This window comes from Photobacterium halotolerans DSM 18316, from assembly GCF_000425165.1.
GTDB classification, from domain to species: domain Bacteria; phylum Pseudomonadota; class Gammaproteobacteria; order Enterobacterales; family Vibrionaceae; genus Photobacterium; species Photobacterium halotolerans.
The window spans coordinates 19,605-40,340 of sequence record NZ_KE384323.1 but is presented as its reverse complement, the minus strand read 5'-3'; the positions used below and the strand labels follow the sequence as shown (position 1 = coordinate 40,340).

Annotated in this window: 21 protein-coding genes; 15 read left to right on the top strand and 6 right to left on the bottom strand. The window is 52.1% G+C overall.

Annotation, left to right across the window (positions count from 1 at the left end; translation table 11 throughout):
* Positions 1-13: 13 nt before the first annotated feature.
* Positions 14-496 (bottom strand): zinc ribbon-containing protein, encoded by a 483-nt coding sequence (locus H511_RS0119330; RefSeq protein ID WP_027253806.1) that lies wholly within the window; start codon positions 494-496, stop codon positions 14-16.
* A 214-nt stretch (positions 497-710) separates the two neighbouring features.
* Here H511_RS0119330 and leuS point away from each other — a divergent pair, with 214 nt between their 5' ends.
* The 12 genes from leuS (at position 711) to lipA (ending at position 13,377) form a co-directional block, all read left to right on the top strand.
* Entirely contained in the window at positions 711-3,287 is a 2,577-nt protein-coding gene (gene leuS / locus H511_RS0119325; protein WP_027253805.1) for a leucine--tRNA ligase, read from the top strand.
* Positions 3,288-3,366: 79 nt separating this feature from the next.
* A complete protein-coding gene (locus H511_RS23825; protein WP_051288326.1) occupies positions 3,367-4,014 on the top strand; it encodes an LPS-assembly lipoprotein LptE in 648 nt (215 codons plus the stop codon).
* Positions 4,011-5,042, top strand: coding sequence for a DNA polymerase III subunit delta (gene holA, locus H511_RS0119315; RefSeq protein WP_027253804.1), 1,032 nt, complete (start codon positions 4,011-4,013; stop codon positions 5,040-5,042). The genes H511_RS23825 and holA overlap by 4 nt, the downstream gene beginning before the upstream one ends.
* Before the next feature lie 172 nt (positions 5,043-5,214).
* Positions 5,215-5,532, top strand: coding sequence for a ribosome silencing factor (rsfS, locus tag H511_RS0119310; protein ID WP_027253803.1), 318 nt, complete (start codon positions 5,215-5,217; stop codon positions 5,530-5,532).
* Between the two features lie 7 nt (positions 5,533-5,539).
* Positions 5,540-6,010 (top strand): 23S rRNA (pseudouridine(1915)-N(3))-methyltransferase RlmH, encoded by a 471-nt coding sequence (gene rlmH / locus H511_RS0119305; protein WP_027253802.1) that lies wholly within the window; start codon positions 5,540-5,542, stop codon positions 6,008-6,010.
* 5 nt (positions 6,011-6,015) lie between these two features.
* Positions 6,016-7,953, top strand: a complete 1,938-nt coding sequence (mrdA, locus tag H511_RS0119300; protein ID WP_027253801.1) for a penicillin-binding protein 2 — start codon at positions 6,016-6,018, stop codon at positions 7,951-7,953.
* On the top strand, positions 7,950-9,071 hold the full coding sequence (mrdB, locus tag H511_RS0119295; RefSeq protein ID WP_027253800.1) for a peptidoglycan glycosyltransferase MrdB: 1,122 nt from the start codon (positions 7,950-7,952) through the stop codon (positions 9,069-9,071). Before mrdA ends, mrdB begins: the two co-directional genes overlap by 4 nt.
* Positions 9,071-9,883, top strand: a complete 813-nt coding sequence (locus tag H511_RS0119290; protein ID WP_051288325.1) for a septal ring lytic transglycosylase RlpA family protein — start codon at positions 9,071-9,073, stop codon at positions 9,881-9,883. The genes mrdB and H511_RS0119290 overlap by 1 nt, the downstream gene beginning before the upstream one ends.
* A 151-nt stretch (positions 9,884-10,034) precedes the next feature.
* Positions 10,035-11,210, top strand: a complete 1,176-nt coding sequence (locus tag H511_RS0119285; RefSeq protein ID WP_027253798.1) for a serine hydrolase — start codon at positions 10,035-10,037, stop codon at positions 11,208-11,210.
* A gap of 157 nt (positions 11,211-11,367) precedes the next feature.
* The gene (ybeD, locus tag H511_RS0119280; protein ID WP_027253797.1) at positions 11,368-11,643 is read left to right on the top strand and encodes a DUF493 family protein YbeD; all 276 of its coding nucleotides are present in this window, start codon (positions 11,368-11,370) and stop codon (positions 11,641-11,643) included.
* 115 nt (positions 11,644-11,758) lie between these two features.
* The gene (gene lipB / locus H511_RS0119275; protein ID WP_027253796.1) at positions 11,759-12,403 is read left to right on the top strand and encodes a lipoyl(octanoyl) transferase LipB; all 645 of its coding nucleotides are present in this window, start codon (positions 11,759-11,761) and stop codon (positions 12,401-12,403) included.
* 2 nt (positions 12,404-12,405) lie between these two features.
* Positions 12,406-13,377: a lipoyl synthase gene (gene lipA, locus H511_RS0119270; protein ID WP_027253795.1), complete on the top strand. Its 972-nt coding sequence runs from the start codon at positions 12,406-12,408 to the stop codon at positions 13,375-13,377.
* Positions 13,378-13,511: 134 nt separating this feature from the next.
* Here lipA and bamC read toward each other — a convergent pair whose 3' ends face one another.
* On the bottom strand, positions 13,512-14,543 hold the full coding sequence (gene bamC, locus H511_RS0119265; RefSeq protein WP_027253794.1) for an outer membrane protein assembly factor BamC: 1,032 nt from the start codon (positions 14,541-14,543) through the stop codon (positions 13,512-13,514).
* A gap of 17 nt (positions 14,544-14,560) precedes the next feature.
* Positions 14,561-15,457, bottom strand: coding sequence for a 4-hydroxy-tetrahydrodipicolinate synthase (gene dapA, locus H511_RS0119260; RefSeq protein WP_027253793.1), 897 nt, complete (start codon positions 15,455-15,457; stop codon positions 14,561-14,563).
* A gap of 288 nt (positions 15,458-15,745) precedes the next feature.
* On the opposite strand from dapA, the gene H511_RS0119255 reads away from it, so the two are divergent.
* Both H511_RS0119255 and bcp read left to right on the top strand, forming a co-directional pair.
* A complete protein-coding gene (locus H511_RS0119255; RefSeq protein ID WP_027253792.1) occupies positions 15,746-16,288 on the top strand; it encodes a glycine cleavage system transcriptional repressor in 543 nt (180 codons plus the stop codon).
* Positions 16,289-16,311: 23 nt separating this feature from the next.
* On the top strand, positions 16,312-16,782 hold the full coding sequence (bcp, locus tag H511_RS0119250) for a thioredoxin-dependent thiol peroxidase (RefSeq protein ID WP_027253791.1): 471 nt from the start codon (positions 16,312-16,314) through the stop codon (positions 16,780-16,782).
* A gap of 59 nt (positions 16,783-16,841) precedes the next feature.
* On the opposite strand, the gene H511_RS0119245 is transcribed toward bcp, so the two are convergent.
* The 3 genes from H511_RS0119245 to H511_RS24515 are packed head-to-tail and all read right to left on the bottom strand — an operon-like array spanning position 16,842 to position 19,037.
* Positions 16,842-17,696: a DMT family transporter gene (locus H511_RS0119245; protein WP_027253790.1), complete on the bottom strand. Its 855-nt coding sequence runs from the start codon at positions 17,694-17,696 to the stop codon at positions 16,842-16,844.
* Positions 17,697-17,734: 38 nt separating this feature from the next.
* A complete protein-coding gene (locus H511_RS0119240; protein ID WP_027253789.1) occupies positions 17,735-18,802 on the bottom strand; it encodes an AI-2E family transporter in 1,068 nt (355 codons plus the stop codon).
* A 7-nt stretch (positions 18,803-18,809) separates the two neighbouring features.
* The gene (locus H511_RS24515) at positions 18,810-19,037 is read right to left on the bottom strand and encodes a sulfurtransferase TusA family protein (protein WP_081669335.1); all 228 of its coding nucleotides are present in this window, start codon (positions 19,035-19,037) and stop codon (positions 18,810-18,812) included.
* 157 nt (positions 19,038-19,194) lie between these two features.
* Between H511_RS24515 and bepA the strand changes: the two genes are divergently transcribed.
* Entirely contained in the window at positions 19,195-20,667 is a 1,473-nt protein-coding gene (gene bepA, locus H511_RS0119235; protein WP_051288337.1) for a beta-barrel assembly-enhancing protease, read from the top strand.
* The last annotated feature ends 69 nt before the right edge of the window (positions 20,668-20,736 follow it).

Sequence of the window (20,736 nt, the reverse complement as noted above, 5' to 3'; positions counted from 1 at the left end):
TTTAGCCGGGGATTTACGGAGCTAAAGGCTGACGGGTGAACTGGGTGTGCCCGCACTTAGTACAAGGCTCAATCGTCCGCACGTGCGTGTACTGTTCATGGTGTCCGCACTGCTCGCAGACCAGGTTACCCAGGCCGACCACTTCACCGGCTTTATAGATGCCCTGATGCTTGATATCGTCCATGACCTCTAACCATTCCAGCTGTGTCTTATCGGTCACCTCAGCCAGCCCCTCCCAAATCGTCTCGGTCACCAGTTTGTAAAACGGACTTTCAGAGAAAGGGGTCGGGCTTTCCTGTACATTTTGCCCGAATTCTTTCAGATCCCGTTTGAAATACGCACGGATCAGCGCCAGTTCATCTTTGGTCATGTCACTGGCTGCGGTGCGATATTTTTCACTGGTATCAATCCAATGTTTCAGTTCATCAGGGCTATGCTTAAGGGCTTCCGTGATCTCTTCCAACATGGATTCATACGCATCTTTTTCTTTCGCCATGTGAGTTTCTCCTAGGCTTAATCCGCCGGACATAGGCACCCTGACACATAGTGCCGGGTCAGTAACCTGTCCGGCACGGGCAATCCGTGGCTGAATGATGATAATAACCGGCCTATTCGGCCTCAGCTATTGTTGCTACCTTTACCTTTAGTTATTCTATGTCGATTATTTTGACTGTGTTTGTATTAACTCACAACGATTCCGGAAGTCATCGATGCAAGAACAATACCGTCCACAGGACATTGAACCTAAAGTTCAAGCACATTGGGACAACAACCAAACCTTTGTTGTAAGTGAAGACCCTAATAAAGAAAAATTCTACTGTCTCTCCATGTTCCCGTACCCAAGTGGACGTCTGCACATGGGCCACGTGCGTAACTACACCATCGGTGATGTGATTTCCCGTTATCAGCGCCTGCAGGGCAAGAATGTGATGCAGCCAATCGGCTGGGATGCATTCGGCCTGCCAGCAGAAAATGCGGCAGTGAAGAACAACACCGCCCCGGCGCCGTGGACTTACGAAAACATCGACTACATGAAGAACCAGCTCAAATTACTGGGCTTTGGTTACGACTGGAACCGTGAGTTTGCTACCTGTACCCCGGAATACTACCGCTGGGAGCAGGAATTCTTTACCAAGCTGTATAACAAAGGCCTGGTCTATAAGAAAACCTCTTCCGTGAACTGGTGCCCGAATGACCAGACAGTACTGGCCAACGAGCAGGTTGAAGACGGCTGCTGCTGGCGTTGTGATACCCCGGTAGAGCAAAAAGAAATTCCGCAGTGGTTTATTAAGATCACGGCCTACGCCCAGGAGCTGCTGGACGATCTGGACAACCTGGAAGGCTGGCCTGAGATGGTCAAAACCATGCAGCGCAACTGGATTGGCCGCTCAGAAGGCGTTGAGCTGTCCTTCGCCGTTGAAGGCCAGGATACACCACTGGAAGTCTATACCACACGTCCGGACACCCTGATGGGGGTGACTTACGTCGGCATCGCCGCCGGTCATCCTCTGGCTGATCTGGCCGCCAAGAACAATCCTGCGCTGGCTGCCTTCATTGAAGAGTGTAAGAACACCAAAGTGGCAGAGGCCGAACTGGCTACCATGGAGAAGAAAGGCATGGCCACAGGCCTGTATGCCGTTCATCCTCTCAATGGCCGCCGTGTGCCTGTCTATGTCGCCAACTTCGTACTGATGGACTACGGCACAGGCGCCGTAATGGCCGTACCTGCCCACGATCAGCGTGACTTTGAATTCGCCACCAAATACGGGCTGGATATCGTCCCGGTTATCAAGCCGGCCGACGGCAGCGAACTGGATATCAGCGATGCCGCTTACACAGAAAAAGGCGTCTTGTTCGACTCTGGCGAGTTCGACGGTCTGGATTTCCAGGCGGCGTTTGATGCGATTGCCGCCAAGCTGGAAGCCGAAGGTAAAGGCAAAAAAACCGTCAACTTCCGCCTGCGTGACTGGGGCGTTTCCCGCCAGCGTTACTGGGGGGCACCGATTCCTATGGTCACCACCCAAGACGGCGAAGTCCATCCTGTCCCTGCCGATCAACTGCCGGTGATCCTGCCGGAAGATGTGGTGATGGACGGTGTGACCAGCCCGATCAAAGCCGACAAGCGCTGGGCAGAAACCACCTTTAACGGTGAACCGGCATTGCGTGAAACCGATACCTTCGACACTTTTATGGAATCGTCCTGGTATTACGCGCGTTACTGCTCACCTCAGGCGGACGAAATGCTGGACTCTGATGCCGCCAACTACTGGCTGCCGGTTGATCAGTACATCGGCGGGATTGAACACGCCTGTATGCACCTGCTGTACTCTCGCTTCTTCCACAAACTGCTGCGCGACAGCGGTATGGTGACCAGCGACGAGCCGTTCAAACAGCTGTTATGTCAGGGCATGGTGCTGGCAGATGCCTTCTACTACACCAGTGACAAAGGCGCCAAAGTCTGGGTATCACCAACAGAGGTGACGCTGGAGCGCGATGAAAAAGGCCGCATTACCAAAGCCACTGACGAGCAAGGTAACGAGCTGGTGCACTCCGGCATGACCAAGATGTCGAAGTCGAAAAACAACGGCATCGACCCGCAGGAAATGGTCGACAAGTACGGCGCGGATACCGTTCGTCTGTTCATGATGTTCGCCTCACCGGCCGATATGACACTGGAGTGGCAGGAGTCTGGCGTGGAAGGCGCCAACCGCTTCCTGAAACGTGTCTGGAAACTGGTCTTTGAACATACCGCAAAAGGTGCGGTCGAAGCACTGGATGTTTCAGCACTGAACGCCGATCAGAAAGCGCTGCGCCGTGATGTGCACAAAACCATCGCCAAAGTCAGCGATGATATTGGCCGTCGTCAGACGTTCAACACCGCTATCGCAGCTATCATGGAACTGATGAACAAGCTGGGTAAAGCGCCGCAAGACAACGCCCAGGATCGCGCCCTGCTGGACGAAGCGCTGAAAGCGGTGGTCCGTATGCTGTACCCAATCACCCCGCATATCTGCTTTGAGCTGTGGCATGCGCTGGGTGAGTCTAAGGTGGATCATGCTGACTGGCCGGTTGCCGATGAGCAAGCTATGGTGGAAGATGAAAAACTCATCATAGTTCAGGTTAACGGCAAGCTGCGCGCCAAGCTGACTGTCGCGGCAGATGCCGGCAAAGATCAGGTAGAAGCGCTGGCACTGTCAGACGAGAACGTCACCAAATTCACCGACGATAAAACCATTCGTAAGGTGATTTACGTACCGGGCAAGCTGCTGAACATTGTTGCCAACTAACAGGCATACCAACAACGCCTTCCCAGTGGGAAGGCGTTTTCTCTTTCACTCTTGAATTTGTTACTAAGGAGTAGACACGGTGAGCGCAGCGTCATCCCTACTGTCCCGTTTCCGTCTGATCTTTGTCGTCGTACTGGCACTGGCCACGGCATCATGCGGCTTCCATTTGCGTGGTAACTACATGCTGCCCGACGATATTGCCCGCCTGTCTCTGACCAGCTTTGATAAATACGGCCCCCTGACCCGTATGGTGCAATCTCAGTTTAAACTGCACGGTATTGAAGCCGTTCCGCCATCGTCACAGGTGCCCAATCTGCATCTGATCAGTGAATCTCAGGGCTCACGCACCTTGTCGCTGTACCAGAACAGCCGTGCCGCCGAGTACGAACTGACTTATACCGTCAGCTATCAGGTGGTGGTGCCTGAAAAAGGGGCCAAGCGCTTTACCACGAAAGTTAACCGCAGCTTTCTGGATAACCCGTTAACCGCACTGGCAAAGTCGGTGGAACGCGATATGTTGCTCAATGAAATGCGCCAGCAGGCCTCGCGCCAGATTATGCGCCAGCTTGCCCGTCTGACCGCCGACCTGAACCAGTCAGACTCTGACGATGCAGACCTTCCTGCCAGCGATACCCACGGCAGTGTCACCACCATTGAAACAGAAACCGATGCCGATAAACAGGCCGCAGATCAGATGTTCGACACCAGGGACAGCACGGCGCAATGAGGATCTACCCGGAACAATTGGCTGAGCGGTTAAAACAGGGATTAGCCCCGGCTTACCTGCTTGCTGGTAACGAACCTTTACTGTTACAGGAAACGGCTGACCGGGTGCGGCAACAGGCCAGAGACGCCGGTTTTCTCGAGCGCCACAGCTACAGCATAGATAATCAGCTGGACTGGAATGAAGTGCTGGATAATTGCCAGGCGCTGAGCTTGTTCTCTTCACGCCAGATCATCGAACTGACCATGCCAGACAGCGGTATCACTGCGGCTCAGGCCAAATCACTGCAAACGGTGATTGATGCCTTGCACCCGGATATCCTGCTGCTGGTGCAGGGCCCGCGTCTCAATAAAAAACAAGAAAGTAGCGCCTGGTTTAAAGCGCTCACCGCTCAGGGGGTGTATGTGCCCTGCAATACGCCTGACGCCCGTCAGTTGCCCCGCTTCATCCAGCAACGTTGTCAGCAACTGGGGCTGAATGCCGATGCAGAAACCATACAGATACTGGCGCAGTGGCATGAAGGTAACCTGCTGGCACTGGCACAGAGCCTGCACAAGCTCACCCTGATTTATCCTGACGGCACCCTGACCCTGCCCCGGATTCAGGAGGCGCTCAGCCGCCATAATCACTACACCCCTTTTCAGTTGCTGGATGCCTTACTGGCCGGTCAGGCAAAACGCAGTCAGCGCATTGTGCGCCAGCTCGAAGCCGAAGGGGTAGAAGCCATTATTGTTCTGCGTACCTTACAGCGTGAACTGACCCAGCTGTACCGTATGCAGGAAATGGGTAAACAGGGCATCCCCCTGAGCCGGATCCTCGAAAATTTCCGGATCTGGCAAAATCGGCGCGAACTCTATGTGGGCGCCTTGCACCGATTGCCCTTGCCTGCCCTGTTAAAGGCTATCCAACAACTCAGCCAGCTTGAACGTCAGGCAAAAACTGACTATGACACCAGTGTCTGGCCCGGTTTAAGCACATTGTGCGCCATGATGTGCGGGCTAAGTAAGGGCTTACCTTTGCAGTCACACTGACGCCGCTGGCAAATTATTGTTAAAACTGGCTGATGCTCAAAAAATCTGTACATCACGGCACCACGCAAGCGTCAGCCAGAATTGAGCATGGTATACTCCAACGTTAAAATGTGAACCCGATCGGCTCACCTGACTCTAATAACAAGAGAAGACTGAATTGAGGGAGACCCCTTTGCAGCTACAAGAACTACACGACTTCATCATTGACAAAATTGATGACATGAAAGCCCTGGACATAGTCACCCTGGATGTTCGCGGCAAATCCAGCATTACCGATCTCATGGTCGTTTGTACCGGTACTTCAAACCGCCACGTCGCTTCAATAGCAGACAATGTCAACACAGCCTCCAAACTGATCGACTTCCCGCCTTTTGGTATCAGTGGCGAAGAAGACGCTGAGTGGGTAGTGGTTGATTTGGGAAGCGTCATGCTGCACATCATGCAAGAAGATGCGCGTCAGCTTTACCAACTGGAGAAGCTTTGGGGCTAACTGACGGATGAAGTTGCAACTGATCGCGGTCGGCACAAAAATGCCTAAATGGGTAGAAACCGGCTTTGAGGAATACCGCCGCCGTTTTCCTAAAGATATGCCGCTGGAGCTGATTGAAATTACAGCGGGCAAGCGGGGTAAAAATGCTGATATTACCCGTATTCTGCAAAAAGAAGGCGAGGCCATGCTGGCAGCCGTTGCCAAAGGTAACCGCATCGTCACCTTAGATATTCCGGGCAAACCCTGGAACACAGAACAGCTGGCCGATCAGATGGAAAGCTGGAAACTGGACGGCCGGGATGTGTCGATACTGATTGGCGGCCCCGAAGGTCTGGCGCCGGCCTGTAAAGCCGCAGCAGAGCAAAGCTGGTCCCTGTCTCCGTTAACACTGCCACATCCGCTGGTGCGTATTGTGATGGCCGAAAGCCTTTACCGGGCCTGGAGTATCACAGCCAACCACCCATATCACAGGGAATAGACGGCATGCGCAGAAAGCGACTTCAGATCCGGGATCACCAGGCAGAATCGTCCCTGTTTTTCAGACGGGCGGTCTTCTCCTTTGTCGGCATCTTTGCGTTGATTGGCGTGCTGATTGCTAATCTCTATCATATTCAGGTCAGTGAATTTGAGGATTACCAGACCCGCTCTAATGACAACCGCATCAAAATTGTCCCTGTCTCACCTAACCGCGGCATGATTTACGACCGTAACGGGGTATTACTGGCCGAAAACAGGCCGGTGTATTCGCTGGAAGTGGTCACAGAGAAAGTCGCTGATCTGGATGATACCTTTAACCGTCTCAAATCGCTGCTGGGGATCACAGAGGAAGAAATCGAACGCTTTGACAAAGAGCGTCGCCGTACCCGGCGTTTCAACTCTGTGCCGCTGCGCAACCAGCTTACCGAAAAAGAAGTCGCCCTTTTCTCCGTTAATCAGCACCGCTTCCCGGGTGTTGAGGTCAAAGCCTACCTGAAACGTTACTACCCTTATGGTGATGCACTCACCCATGTCCTTGGTTATGTCGCCAAAATCAATGACAGGGATTTAGAGATGCTGGACAGGGAAGATCGCCTTAACAACTACAAAGCCACCCAGGATATCGGCAAGCTGGGCATTGAAAAATACTACGAAGACTTGCTGCACGGTACCTCCGGTTATCAGGAAGTCGAAGTCAACAGCCGCGGCCGTATTATCCGCACCCTGAAATATGTACCGCCTGTACCGGGTAAAGATCTGCGTCTGAATCTGGATATTGATCTGCAGCTGTATGTTAAAGAGCTGCTGACTGAAAAGAAAATCGACCCGGAGACCGGTGAAGAATACGTCAAACTGAAGCGGGGTTCCGTGGTCGTCATGGATCCTAAAGACTCCTCGGTGCTCGCCATGGTTTCCAGCCCGAGTTACGACCCTAACCTCTTCGTGCATGGTATTTCCTCGAAACAGTACAACGAATTACTCAATGACAAAGACAGGCCGCTGGTGAACCGGGTGACTCTGGGGATTTATCCGCCGGCTTCCACCGTCAAACCCGCGATTGCTGTCGCGGCCCTGGCCGAAGGCGTCATTACAACACGGACGACACGCAACGATCCCGGCTACTGGAAAATCCCAAACACCAACAGCCGGCCATTCCGTGACTGGCTGCGCTGGGGTCACGGTAAAGTAAGCATCCACAAAGCCATTGAAGAGTCAGTCGATACCTTTTTCTATCAGATCGCCTATGACATGGGGATCGACAGGTTGTCTTCGTGGATGAGCAAGTTTGGCTACGGTGAATATACCGGGATTGATATTGCAGAAGAAAGCAAAGCCAACATGCCGACCCGTGAATGGAAACAGGCACGTTTCCGTCAGCCCTGGTATCAGGGTGACACCATTCCTGTCGGAATAGGACAAGGTTACTGGACATCAACGCCACTGCAGATAGCCAAAGCAACCACAGTACTGGTCAATGACGGTGTCGTCCGGGCACCACATTTGCTGAAAAGCATTATGGATGCCGACGGTGAAACCCCCGCCAAATATGAAGTTTTCCCGCCTATAACGGGCGTCGATCCTAAATACTGGCAGGTCGCCAAAGATGGTATGTACCGGGTACTGCATGGCAGCCGCGGCACGGCAAGACGCGCTTTCTATGGCGCAGAATACAAAGCTGGCGGTAAATCCGGTTCAGCTCAGGTCTTCGGACTGGCTGAAGATGAAGAATATAATGCCGAAGAGCTTGAAGAGCATCTGCGAGACCACGCGCTGTTTACCGCTTTTGCCCCCTTCGAGGCCCCTGAATACGTAGTGGCCATGGTGCTTGAAAATGCCGGCGGCGGTTCCAGTAATGGTGGCCCGGTCGCCAGGCAGATTTTCGATCATATGCTGCTCAAACACGATGACAAAGATAAATCGACATTGGCTGAGGTTTCGCAATGAGTATCATGGCAGCGGCAGGCAGCAAAGCCACCTTGAGTGATCGCCTGCATATCGACGTTCCTTTATTACTGGGGATCCTGACGCTGATGGGGTTCGCTCTGGTCGTCATGTACAGTGCCAGCGGCCAGAACCTTGACATGATGGAGCGCCAGGCGGTCCGTATGCTGTTGTCTCTGGCGGTGATGTTCATCCTTGCCCAGATTGCCCCTCGCCACTATGAAGCCTGGGCGCCCTATCTGTTCGGGGTCGGCTTGCTGCTGCTGGTGGGTGTACTGCTGGTGGGTGAAATTTCCAAAGGGGCACAACGCTGGCTGGATCTGGGTGTGGTCCGTTTCCAGCCATCGGAATTGATCAAGCTGGCTGTCCCCTTGATGGTGGCCCGTTTTATCGGGAACCAGCCGCTGCCCCCCAGCCTGAAAAATATCATCATCGCCACCCTGATGATTTTCGTGCCAACTATTCTTATTGCCAAACAACCCGATCTGGGCACATCGATCCTGATCGCCGCCTCCGGGGTGTTTGTGCTTTTTCTGTCCGGCATCAGCTGGCGGATTATTATCTTTGCCGGCATGCTGATCGGTGCCTTCATCCCGGTGCTTTGGTTCTTCCTGATGCACGATTATCAGCGCACCCGGGTGCTGACACTGTTTAACCCGGAATCCGATCCACTCGGCGCGGGTTATCACATCATTCAGTCAAAAATTGCCATAGGTTCGGGCGGTATTACCGGCAAAGGCTGGCTCCACGGCACCCAGTCACAACTGGAGTTTTTGCCGGAACGCCACACCGACTTCATTTTTGCCGTCATCGCCGAGGAATGGGGATTGTCCGGGGTCATCGGCCTGCTGGCCCTGTATCTGTTCGTGATCGGCCGCGGGCTGTTGCTGGCCAGCCGGGCACAAACCGCCTTTGGCCGTATGATGGCAGGCAGTATCGTATTGAGCTTTTTTGTCTACGTATTCGTCAATATTGGTATGGTCAGTGGCTTATTACCTGTGGTCGGTGTTCCGCTGCCCCTGGTCAGCTACGGCGGTACCTCTATGGTCACCCTGATGGCAGGTTTCGGTATCCTGATGTCTATCCACACCCACAGAAAAATGTTGTCCAAGGCTAACTGATGCACACAGTGTCCAAATCACTCGCTTTTTCACTCAGTGTCACCCTGCTCATGGCAGGGTGCAGCACTACACAATCAGATCGTTATCAGATAACAGATGACCGCGCACCAGAGCGTTCCCCTACCCTGGATCATATTGAAGATGCACAGCCAAGGTACGAACCCAAAAGCCTGGCCGGTAACTCAGACTACACACTGAGAGGCCAGGCCTACGCCATTGTACCGGCCGAACAGCCTTTTAGCGAAGAAGGGCTGGCATCCTGGTACGGCAAAAAATTTCATGGCCACAAAACCTCGAACGGCGAAATTTATGACATGTATTCAATGACAGCAGCGCATAAAACCTTGCCGTTACCCAGCTATGTCAGAGTCACCAATAAAAACAATGGCAAAAGTGCCATTGTCCGGGTCAATGACCGCGGTCCGTTCCATGAAGGGCGTATCATAGATCTCAGCATGGCGGCAGCCACCAAGCTGGATGTGGTGGGTCACGGCACGGCCCCGGTCAAAATTGAGCTGTTGCAGATGCCCAAGCCAGACTCTGCCGCAGAGTGGCAAAGCGCGAATCCCAAATGGTTCTTTGTGCAACTGGCGGCCTTCAGCGATCTCAATAAAGCCCAGCTCGCCGCCCAGAAACTCAAATCAGAGTTCAATACCCAGGTGGATGTAAAAAAAGCCGAGTCTGCCGCCATCTACCGGCTTCGCCTGGGTCCGTACCTGGACTCAGGCGAAGCCGAGATACAGCGAAAGAAAGCCAGGGCGAGCCAATTTCCGGAAGCATTCGTCGTGTCTGAACAACGTGAATTGAACTAATTTGTCAGGGTAAAGTCTGACAAAAGAATGTAAAAATTTCACAAGAATCCTCAATGAACCACGATTCCTCCGGTTGAGAACTGTTTAAACAAGCTCAATCTGATATAGTGATTCCAATTTTTTGATATCCGTAACCCAAGTAACCTATATCATGAATACATCTGCTGCATTTTTTCGCTCTGTCGCTGTTTCAGCCGCTTTACTCACTAGTTTTTCAGCGGCTGCGGCACCTGCCGTTGTTCCAGAAGCCCCGCAGATAGCCGCTAAAGGTTATGTCCTGATGGATTACCACTCAGGCAAAATTCTTGCCGGGCAACAAGAATACGATAAGCTTCCACCCGCAAGCCTGACAAAAATGATGACCAGTTACGTGATTGGTCAGGAAATCAAACGCGGTAACATCTCGATGGATGATACTGTGGTGATCAGCAAAAACGCTTGGGCAAAAAATTTCCCCGGCTCATCAAAAATGTTCATTGAAGTAGGCAGCGAAGTAAAAGTTGCAGACCTTAATCGCGGCATTATTATTCAGTCCGGCAATGATGCCTGCGTGGCCATGGCTGAACATGTCGCCGGCTCTGAAGACTCGTTCGTTGACCTGATGAATGGCTGGGCCAAATCTCTGGGCATGGATTCTACGCACTTCGCCAATGTACACGGCCTGGACAACGACAGTCTGTACACCACACCTTATGACATGGCCTTGCTGGCACAGGGGCTGATTCGTGATGTGCCGGATGAGTTTGCCATCTATAAGGAAAAATCTTTCCGTTACAACGGCATTGAGCAATTTAACCGTAACAGCCTGCTGTGGGACAAAAGCCTGAATGTTGACGGCCTGAAAACCGGCCACACAGACAACGCGGGCTACAGCCTGGTTACTACCGCCACCGACGGTCAGATGCGTCTGATTGCTGTCGTCATGGGCACCAAAAGTGCCAATGCCCGTAAGGCCGAAAGTAAGAAGTTACTGAACTACGGTTTCCGCTTCTTCGAAACCGTGTCGCCGCATAAAGCGAACGAAACCTTCGTCACTGAAAAAGTCTGGATGGGCGACAACGATGAAGTCTCGCTGGGTGTCGATCAGGATACTTTCGTGACCTTGCCTCGCGGTTCAGCCAAAGATCTGAAAGCTAACTTTGTGCTGGAAAAAGAGTTAAAAGCGCCGATCCATAAAGGCGACGTGGTGGGTAAACTTTACTACCGTCTGGGCGACGAAGACGTGGCCGAATATCCGCTTCTGGCACTGAACGAAGTTAACGAAGGCAGCATTTTCAGCCGTTTGATTGACTACATAGTCTTGCTCTTTAAAGGCTGGCTAAGCTAAGCCACCGCTTTTGAAAAAGGACAGCCTCGCTGTCCTTTTTCTTTTTGCCGCTGCGGCCTGCTACCCTGTCCCTATGCTTGACTTGTGTTATGGACTGCGAGCCATTAATATGCTGCCCTAAATTGTGATATACCGCATACCTTTCCGGGAGTTCAGCATGCAACAGCAAGAACAGCCAAAACTTAAAGATTTACTCGAGTTCCCTTGTCAGTTTTCTTTCAAGGTAATGGGCTTTAACAAGCCTGAGCTGCCTGATTTGGTGGTGGGCGTTGTCCAGCGTCATGCACCTGGCGATTATACCCCAACCGTTAAACCAAGCGGAAAAGGAACCTACAGTGCCGTGTCTATCACTATCACAGCAACCCATATTGAGCAGGTTGAAACCCTGTATAAAGAGCTGGGTGAAATCGACATTGTTCGCGTTGTGCTCTGATACCTGGTCGTACCGAGCAATTGGCGGCTGAAATTTTAGCCGCCACGATTTATAATGCACCATTATTGGTCTCGAATGGCTCTCAACTGAGACCGACAGACAACATGGGTGAAATGTGCAACGAAATCTCATTGTCCGCAATCTGGGCCTGACAGACTATTCTGTTACTTATGAGGCCATGCATCACTTTACCGCCAACCGTGATGACGACACTGTCGACGAAATCTGGCTGGTTGAGCACCTTCCCGTCTTTACACAGGGTCAGGCTGGCAAAGCTGAACACGTGCTCAATCCCGGCGACATCCCGATTTTTCAGAGTGACCGTGGCGGACAGGTGACCTATCATGGTCCCGGACAGCAAATGATGTATCTGTTGATTGACCTGCGTCGCCATAAACTTGGCGTCCGCGAACTGGTCACGCACATTGAGAACACCGTAATCAACACGCTATCCCGCTTCGGTGTAGCATCCAACGCCCGTCCTGATGCACCTGGCGTGTATGTCGACGGTAAAAAAATCTGCTCACTCGGCCTACGTATCCGTCGCGGCTGTTCTTTTCATGGTCTGGCGCTGAATGTCGACATGGATTTAACACCTTTTCTGCGTATTAATCCCTGCGGCTATGCGGGTATGGAAATGACTCAGCTGGCCGGGCTAAATGGCCCAACAGAACTGGCTGACGTGCAACCTGTACTTGTCGATGAGTTAGTGAAACTGCTCGATTACCAGAGCATAGAGTGGACAACGGAAAGCAATTAATCATGAGCAAACCGATCGTAATTGAACCTGGTGTCAAATACCGTGACGCCGATAAAATGGCCCTGATTCCTGTACGTAACATGGAAGCAGAGGAAAAGCCTCGCGAAATGCTGCGTAAGCCAGAATGGATGAAGATCAAGCTTCCGGCCGACACTCAGCGTATTCAGGATATCAAAGCGGCGATGCGCAAGAACAACCTCCACTCTGTGTGTGAGGAAGCCTCTTGCCCTAACCTGGCAGAGTGTTTCAGTCACGGTACTGCGACCTTCATGATTCTGGGTGCTATCTGTACACGCCGTTGCCCATTCTGCGACGTGGCCCACGGCCGTCCTCTGCCACCGAATGCTGAAGAGCCGGTGCAGCTTTCTCAGACCATTGCCGACATGAAACTGCGCTATGTGGTCGTCACCTCGGTTGACCGTGATGATCTCCGTGATGGTGGCGCTCAACACTTTGCTGACTGTATCCGTGAAATTCGGGTGAAAAACCCTGACATCAAAATCGAAACTCTGGTACCTGATTTCCGTGGCCGCATGGATCATGCACTGGAAATCCTGCGCGATAACCCGCCGGATGTTTTCAACCACAACCTGGAAACCGCCCCGCGTCTGTACCGCAAGGCACGCCCGGGAGCCAACTACCAGTGGTCACTGGATCTGCTGAAAAAGTTTGGTGAAATGCATCCTGAAGTGCCGACCAAATCAGGTCTGATGATGGGACTGGGTGAAACCAAAGAAGAAATTGTGGAAGTGCTGAAAGATCTTCGCGCACATGGCGTCACCATGCTGACACTGGGTCAGTACCTGGCACCAAGCCGACATCACCTGCCGGTTGAACGTTATGTGCCGCCGTCAGAGTTTGATGAGCTGAAAGAAATCGCGCTGGAGCTCGGCTTTACCCATGCAGCCTGCGGCCCGTTTGTACGCTCTTCCTACCATGCCGATCTGCAGGCAAAAGGCGAAGAAGTCAAATAAGACGCGCGATAACAGGGCATCCTTCTCTGTTATCCGTACCTAAAAAAACGCTTCGGCAATCCTTTCAGATGCCGAAGCGTTTTTTTTCGTTCTCGTTTTGTCAGGTAATTTTTGTCGCGATAATAATCACAAGATTACTTCTGATTATCTTTGTCAATCACAGCCGCCAATACCGGAGCAATACTTTCTAACGCCTCGTCTGTGATCGGTTTACCGTCTTCATCTGTCACTGTGATAGAAGTCCGGTTACCCAAATCCCCCAGCTGCAACTTATAATCGCGGTTTTCCAGCTGCAGAGGCTGAATGCCTAAATCGACCCAGAAACTGTCATCCGGATTACGGAAGCTCACATCGATCGTACCTTGCGAGCGGTTGCGCCCGTCGACAGTAAAGCCCAGGGTCTGCAACAGACTTGGCAGACGTTCCCAGAACACGTTATAAGGCGCGCGGGCAATAATCACAGGCAAGCCGCTACGATCCTGCCCCATAGTGATTGGGATCTGTTTCACCAGCTCCTCGGCGCGTAACCGTGCTTTCTCTCGCTCATAAGCATCGTACTTTGCCATCACCAGGTTGGTCATCAGAATACTGTAACGCTCCTGGTTAACAATACTGACAGGCTTCTCTACACCGCCTTCACGCCAGTCGAGCAGTTTGATGGTATACAGGTTCTGGTTGTTGGCGCTGGAACGAGAAATCCGATAGCGACTGCTTATCTCTGTATCTTCATCTTCGTTGTTCCACTTCACCCATCCGGTTTCAAGCGTCTGGGCCGTATTGACATCAAAAGCAATATTACGCTCAGTGGCCATACGTTTGGTCAGTGTCCACAACTCGTCCAGTTCAGCCGAATTCACTAACTGCAGACTCACGGTACCATCACTGTTGTGCACGGTTCTGGCACCAGGGATCAGAGCCAGAACTTGCTGAGGAGGGCGAATATCAACGGCTCTGCCAATCGCGCCCGGGTATTCTTTCGACGGTATCGCATACTCGTTCGACAGCGTCGCCGCCGAGCCACTAGGGCTGTTCCAGCTGCTTAACGGCGCTGTTTCGAGATAATTAAAATCCTGATTAGCCTGTCGGCGTCGCTCTGCGCTGCCCGAACAGCCAGCCAGAGCAGCCACCATGACAGCCGTAACTGCCAGCCTGTAATTCACATTCATGTAGAGTTCTTACGTTCCTATGCGGTAGCCAGTGAAGGCAGCAGTTTCGCATCTTTCAACGCTTGCAACACCACAGGTTCGGCCTCTTTGCTCAGTGGCGTTAATGGCAAACGCAGTGTGCCGTGCTGAATCAGTCCTAGCTTTTGTGCTGCCCATTTCACCGGAATGGGATTGGACTCAACAAACAGGTGCTTGTGCAGCGGCATCAGTTTGGCATCGATGGCTTTCGCCTCGTCCAGTTCCCCTTTTAAGGCCAGCTGGAACATAGTTGCCATATCCGGTGCTGCAATATTCGCCGTCACAGAAATCACACCGTGACCGCCGCGTGCCACAAATTCCAGCCCTGTTGCATCATCACCGCTGAATTGGAGGAAATCTTTGCCACAAAGTTCCCGTGTTTTTTCCACCCGGGCTAAATCACCTGTCGCATCTTTGACGCCGATAATGTTATCCAGCTTAGACAGGCGGGCAACCGTTTCAGGCAACATGTCCACCGATGTACGACCTGGTACGTTATACAGAATCTGAGGCAGATCGGTGGCTTCTGAAATCGCTTTAAAATGCTGATACAAACCTTCCTGAGTCGGTTTGTTGTAATACGGTGTGACGGTCAGGCAAGCTGCTACGCCCGTGCCCGAGAATAGTTTGCTAAAAGTGATGGCTTCATGGGTGGCATTGGCGCCTGTACCGGCAATAACAGGGATACGTCCCTGAGCAAAATCGACTGTCTTCAGCACGACTTTGACGTGCTCTTCAACAGTCAGAGTCGCTGACTCACCTGTGGTACCGACAGCGACAATCGCGTCTGTACCCGCTGCAATATGATATTCAACCAAGGATTTCAGGCTGGCGTAATCCACTTCGCCGACTTCATCCAAGGGCGTAACTAGCGCTACCATGCTACCAGTAAACATGTCGATCTCCCTTTTTTATTGATTTCTCATGGTACTTTTCAGTGGCAGTAAACACAAGCAAGTAGAATGTAAAATAGCTGTCATAGCTGGCCATATCCTGTTCGTTAATTCTGTCCTGTGATCCCCTGTCAAAAGTGGATTAAACCAGTGACTTGCACCATAGCCAGCGAATTTAACAACAAAATATATCAATCATAACAATATCATCATTTGCACAGGTAACTTCATGGCAGGAGATAAGTTGGCTGTGCTACCATGCAAACATAAAGGTCATCAATGTGAAACTGTATGGAACACTACCTCGTCATCACCGCAATCGGCTCAGATCGCCCGGGTATTACTGATGAAATTACCCGACATATCTCACTCAGCGGCTGCAATATTGAAGACAGCCGACTGGCTATTTTTGGCAGTGAATTTACCTTCATACTTTTACTGTCAGGAACCGCAGCATCGATTGCCAAAGTTGAAGCGACCCTGCCGCTTCAGGCCCAGCAGTTTGACCTGCTGACCGTGATGAAAAGAACCACCAAGCACGAACACCGCTTTTATCCCTATACCGCCGACTTCCATATTGAAGGCAATGATGCCCCGGGCCTGATAGAAAAGTTCACCCATTTCTGTGCCAGCCGCCAGATAGACATTTCCGCACTCAGTGCCCATTCTCAGGAAGAAGAAGGTAAAGGTGAGGAAGACCAGCTCACCTTACAGCTCAGCACTAACCTGCCCGAAGGTTGCAATCTGATGTCTTTGCAGGAAGAATTTGAAGCACTGTGCCAGACAGTGCAAGTAACAGGCACAGTGACCTTTACCGGTCATTTACCCAAGTAACCTCGAATAATAAGGAACGACACATGCAAACCTTGACTGCGGGGACTCCTGCACCTGACTTCACTCTGCCAGATCAGAATGGTGCGCCTGTCAGCCTGAACGATTTCAAAGGTAAAAAAGTACTCGCTTATTTTTATCCTAAAGCCATGACCCCGGGCTGCACAGTGCAAGCCTGTGGATTACGCGACAGCAAATCGGAGCTCGATGCGCTGAACGTCGTTGTTCTGGGTATCAGTATTGATCCGGTCAAACGCCTGCCTAAATTCATTGAACGCGACAACCTCAACTTCACCCTGCTCTCTGATGAGGATCATGCGGTTGCTGAACAGTTTGGCGTATGGGGCGAGAAGAAGTTTATGGGCAAAGTATACGATGGCCTGCACCGTATCAGCTTTCTGATCAACGAAGACGGCGTCATTGAACATGTCTTCAATAAGTTCAAAACTAAAGATCACCACGAGGTCGTGCTGGCTTACCTGAACGGCAACAGCTAGTCCTGCAGACACTCGGCAAAGGCCGTCAATTCGGCCTTTGTGCTTCCAGTGTCATCGCCTCAACCGGTCACTTTTCGGGCCCCGATAACCATGGCTATCCCTCCCAGAATCGCCGTCGAAGCGACCCACAACCGTAATGTCACGGGCTCCGCTAACATCAGCACACCACCGACAGCCGCCAGAACAGGCACACTGAGCTGAACGATAGCCGCTATCATTGCGCTCAGCGAGGGTAAAACCGTATACCAAACCGCATAACCGACACCTGAGGCTAGCCCACCAGAAAGCACGGCATACCACACCCCGAGCGCATCCAGCTCAGTTTTCCCCCATATAAACCAGCATGCCAGACCAAATGGCACAGCACGTAAAAAGTTCCCTGCCGTCGTCTGGAGCGGATCTGCGGCACCTTTGCCTCGCAGGGTATAAGCTCCCCAGGCCACTCCGGCCATCAGCATCAGAACGGCTCCCTGCCAGGAAGGTGCTGACACGCCGGGTAACAACAGTACCCCCAGCCCTGTCAGGGCAAGCGTAAAACCGCTCATTTGCAAGAAAGTCAGCCTTTCACCTCTGCTCAGCGCAACGGCCATCATGGTGATTTGCACCGCCGCAAACAGCAGCAATGCACCAGTCGCCGCCGACAGACTGAGATAAGCAAAAGAAAAGCCGGCAGCATAGATGAAGAGTGCCAGCGCAGACAGCCAGTTGCCGCCCACACTCGCTTTGTGTTTCTTACCTGAATGGCTGTAAGCGTGAATCAGCCATAACAACAGGGCTCCCGCCAGTAAGCGAATCAGAGTAAAACTGGCGGGATCGATTGCCGTGTCCGACAAGGCCACCCGGTTGAGCAGTGAATTGGCAGCAAACGCCAGCATCGCCAGGGCGGTCAGCAGGACTATCTTCACTGATATCATCACCCAACCTCCCTGTGCGCTGACTAGCTAAGTGATGGTTAATCGGCCTCTTCGCCATGATCTGTGGCCGGTAAGGCATTCCAGACGGCCTTCACCAGTGTGGCTAGCGGAATCGCAAAGAAAATGCCCCAGAAGCCCCATAACCCGCCAAAGACCAGCACTGAAATAATGATAGCAACCGGGTGAAGATTCACCGCTTCAGAAAAGAGTACGGGAACCAGCACATTACCATCAAGTGCCTGAATAATGCCGTAGGCCACCAGAAGCCACCAGAAGTCTGGCGTCAGTCCCCACTGGAACAGCCCGACCATAGCGACAGGCAAAGTCACCGCTGCGGCACCTATATATGGAATCAATACCGAGAAACCCACCAGCACAGCCAGTAACAAGGCATAACGTAAATCAAGCAGTGCAAAAGTGATGTAACTGACAGTGCCAACAATAAAAATTTCAGTGACCTTGCCCCGGATATAATTCGAAATCTGCTGGTTCATCTCAGCACCGACTTTACTGGCCAGGCGACGGTTGCGGGGCAGTATACGGCCGAACGCACTGAGCATCTCATCCTTGTCTTTCAACAAGAAAAAGACCAGTAATGGCACCAGAATCAGATAGACCGCCAGTGTTGCCAGGCTCAGTAGTGATGCCACAGAGCCTTTCAGTGCACTCTCGCCCATCCCCAGCACTTTAGCGCGAAGGCTGGTCATGACAGTCGTTATCTGCTCCGGCTGAACCAGTTCAGGGTACCGCTCTGGCAGGCTGGACACGTAATGCTGCAGATCGTTAAACATACTTGGCACATCAGAAAGTAAATTACTGATCTGATGCCAAATAACAGGAATCAACACGAAAACGGCCATCACCATTAACCCGGCGAACAGCAGTATGACCAGTGTGACGGCCAGCGTTCGTGGCACTTTCATCCGGGTCAGATACATCACCGGCCATTCCAATAAGTAAGCAAGCACTATTGCGGCAAGCAAAGGTGCGATGAGGTTGCCGAAAAAATAGATGGTGATGAAGCCCACCAAGAGGATCGCCACCAAACTGACCGCATGGGGGTCAGAAAATCTGCGCTGATACCAGCGACTAATCATTTCGAGCATATGAGCGTCACAACCTTCTAGTAACGGTAATTACAAGTAACTGTGGGTTATCTGATTGAATATGAACCTGAAACCCATGATTCAACAAATAGCGTGGTATATCTTTTCTCGAGCCGGTATCACAGATATGTATCTCCAACGGCTGCCCTGCTTTGAGCGGACAGCAGGCTCGCTTTGCCATCAGTAAGGCCAGCGGGCAACGGGTATCAGTTAAATCCAGCTTAGGTATTTCCATTCTCAGGCACAGGCGGTTATTATCCAACAAGTTATTGTAAATAACATTATGACGACAAGAAAGAAACACCCTGGAGCTTTTGTTGTCATATCTGTAAGCGCGCAGATTGATTTACTGCAAATCCCGCAGCAACCGGAATATCAACACACGAATGAAGATGATCACCTTTTCTAAGCTTCGATTTGTCAAAAGGCCAGTTTGTTTGCTGCTGTGCGCTCTGCTCAGCACAGCGCCAGCGACCTGGGCCGATGCTTCTTTGGAAGATCTGCCCGAGATCGGGACAACGGCCGCCGCGACACTGACAATCGAAAAAGAGCTGGAATACGGCGATGCCTACATGCGCTTGCTGCGGGCCAGTAAACCTATCATTAATGATCCTTTGCTCGCCGAATATGTCAAAGATCTGGGACACAGATTAGTGGCCAATGCGCAGGATGTGCGTACTCCGTTTGAATTTTTTCTGATTCAGAACCGGGAAGTCAACGCCTTTGCCTTTTTTGGCGGCCACGTTGCCCTGCACAGCGGGCTGTTCCTGCATGCCCAAAGTGAAAGTGAGCTGGCCTCTGTGATGGCGCACGAAATTGCCCATATCACGCAGCGCCATCTGGCCAGAAGCATGGAAGATCAGGCCAAGAAATCACCGGCCACCATGGCTGCCCTGATTGGCTCTCTGATGCTGGCGATCGCGGCGCCGGAAGCAGGTATTGCTGCCATTCAGGCAACCACCGCCGCCTCAGTGCAGGGTCAGATAAACTATACCCGCAGCAATGAGATGGAAGCAGATCGTATCGGCATCGCGACCTTAGCCAAAGCCGGGTTTGATGTTCAGGCTATGCCCGGCTTTTTTGCCCGTTTAGCCGATCAGTACCGATACGCCAGTACGCCTCCTGCTATGTTGCTGACTCACCCCTTACCGGAATCACGCATCGCCGATACCCGCAGCCGTGCCGCTCAGTATCCGCCTCACCGTGTACCGGTGTCGGAAAACTATCTGCTGGCTCAGGCCAGAATTATCGCCCGGTATGCCAACCTGGACAGCCGTAATGCGCTGGACTGGTTCAACCGCAAAGGAAAAGAGGCTCGCGGCGCCAGCCAGATGGCAGTGAATTACGGTAAAGCCCTGGTGTATATGGACAGCGGAAAATATGACCAGGCGCGGGAACTGCTGATGCCGCTGTTGCAGGCAGAGCCGGGTAACCGCTTCTTTATTGATTCCGCAACCGATTTGGATGTGTTCCAGCAGCGCTATGACAGCGCCATTAACCGGTTGCAGCAAGCGCTCAAATCCAACCCGGAAAATGCCGTGCTCAGGCTCAATCTGGCCCATGCCTATCTTGAAGCCGGACGGGCAAAAGACAGCCTGTCGCTGTTAAGCCGTTTTACCTATGATAACCCAGCCGATATCAACGGCTGGGGGATGCTGGCCGAGGCTTATGCCGGCATCGGACGCAGAGACGGTGAGCTGGCAGCGCGTGCTGAAGTGATGGCATTGCGCGGCGACTGGGAAAAAGCGATCCAGAATTATATTCAGGCCAGCCAGATGGTCGATGTCGGCTCGCTGGATCAGGCCAGATATGACGCACGCATCGATCAGCTGCGCCTGGCCCGGGCCAGGTTTGCCGACCTTTGATCAAAGCAATACTTCACCTTAATATCTGTTATTTAGCCTGCTTATTGTGGCGGGCTTTGTCTTAACAAT

Excerpts from the sequence above, each read along its gene's own strand:
- dapA (WP_027253793.1), bottom strand. The coding sequence starts at position 15,457 with ATGTTTACTGGTAGCATGGTAGCGCTAGTTACGCCCTTGGATGAAGTC.
- bamC (WP_027253794.1), bottom strand. The coding sequence starts at position 14,543 with ATGAATGTGAATTACAGGCTGGCAGTTACGGCTGTCATGGTGGCTGCT.
- holA (WP_027253804.1), top strand. The coding sequence starts at position 4,011 with ATGAGGATCTACCCGGAACAATTGGCTGAGCGGTTAAAACAGGGATTA.
- mrdA (WP_027253801.1), top strand. The coding sequence starts at position 6,016 with ATGCGCAGAAAGCGACTTCAGATCCGGGATCACCAGGCAGAATCGTCC.
- leuS (WP_027253805.1), top strand. The coding sequence starts at position 711 with ATGCAAGAACAATACCGTCCACAGGACATTGAACCTAAAGTTCAAGCA.
- H511_RS0119245 (WP_027253790.1), bottom strand. The coding sequence starts at position 17,696 with ATGATATCAGTGAAGATAGTCCTGCTGACCGCCCTGGCGATGCTGGCG.
- H511_RS0119240 (WP_027253789.1), bottom strand. The coding sequence starts at position 18,802 with ATGCTCGAAATGATTAGTCGCTGGTATCAGCGCAGATTTTCTGACCCC.
- rlmH (WP_027253802.1), top strand. The coding sequence starts at position 5,540 with ATGAAGTTGCAACTGATCGCGGTCGGCACAAAAATGCCTAAATGGGTA.
- ybeD (WP_027253797.1), top strand. The coding sequence starts at position 11,368 with ATGCAACAGCAAGAACAGCCAAAACTTAAAGATTTACTCGAGTTCCCT.
- H511_RS0119330 (WP_027253806.1), bottom strand. The coding sequence starts at position 496 with ATGGCGAAAGAAAAAGATGCGTATGAATCCATGTTGGAAGAGATCACG.
- H511_RS0119255 (WP_027253792.1), top strand. The coding sequence starts at position 15,746 with ATGGAACACTACCTCGTCATCACCGCAATCGGCTCAGATCGCCCGGGT.
- bepA (WP_051288337.1), top strand. The coding sequence starts at position 19,195 with ATGATCACCTTTTCTAAGCTTCGATTTGTCAAAAGGCCAGTTTGTTTG.
- H511_RS24515 (WP_081669335.1), bottom strand. The coding sequence starts at position 19,037 with ATGGAAATACCTAAGCTGGATTTAACTGATACCCGTTGCCCGCTGGCC.
- lipA (WP_027253795.1), top strand. The coding sequence starts at position 12,406 with ATGAGCAAACCGATCGTAATTGAACCTGGTGTCAAATACCGTGACGCC.
- bcp (WP_027253791.1), top strand. The coding sequence starts at position 16,312 with ATGCAAACCTTGACTGCGGGGACTCCTGCACCTGACTTCACTCTGCCA.
- H511_RS0119290 (WP_051288325.1), top strand. The coding sequence starts at position 9,071 with ATGCACACAGTGTCCAAATCACTCGCTTTTTCACTCAGTGTCACCCTG.
- H511_RS0119285 (WP_027253798.1), top strand. The coding sequence starts at position 10,035 with ATGAATACATCTGCTGCATTTTTTCGCTCTGTCGCTGTTTCAGCCGCT.
- mrdB (WP_027253800.1), top strand. The coding sequence starts at position 7,950 with ATGAGTATCATGGCAGCGGCAGGCAGCAAAGCCACCTTGAGTGATCGC.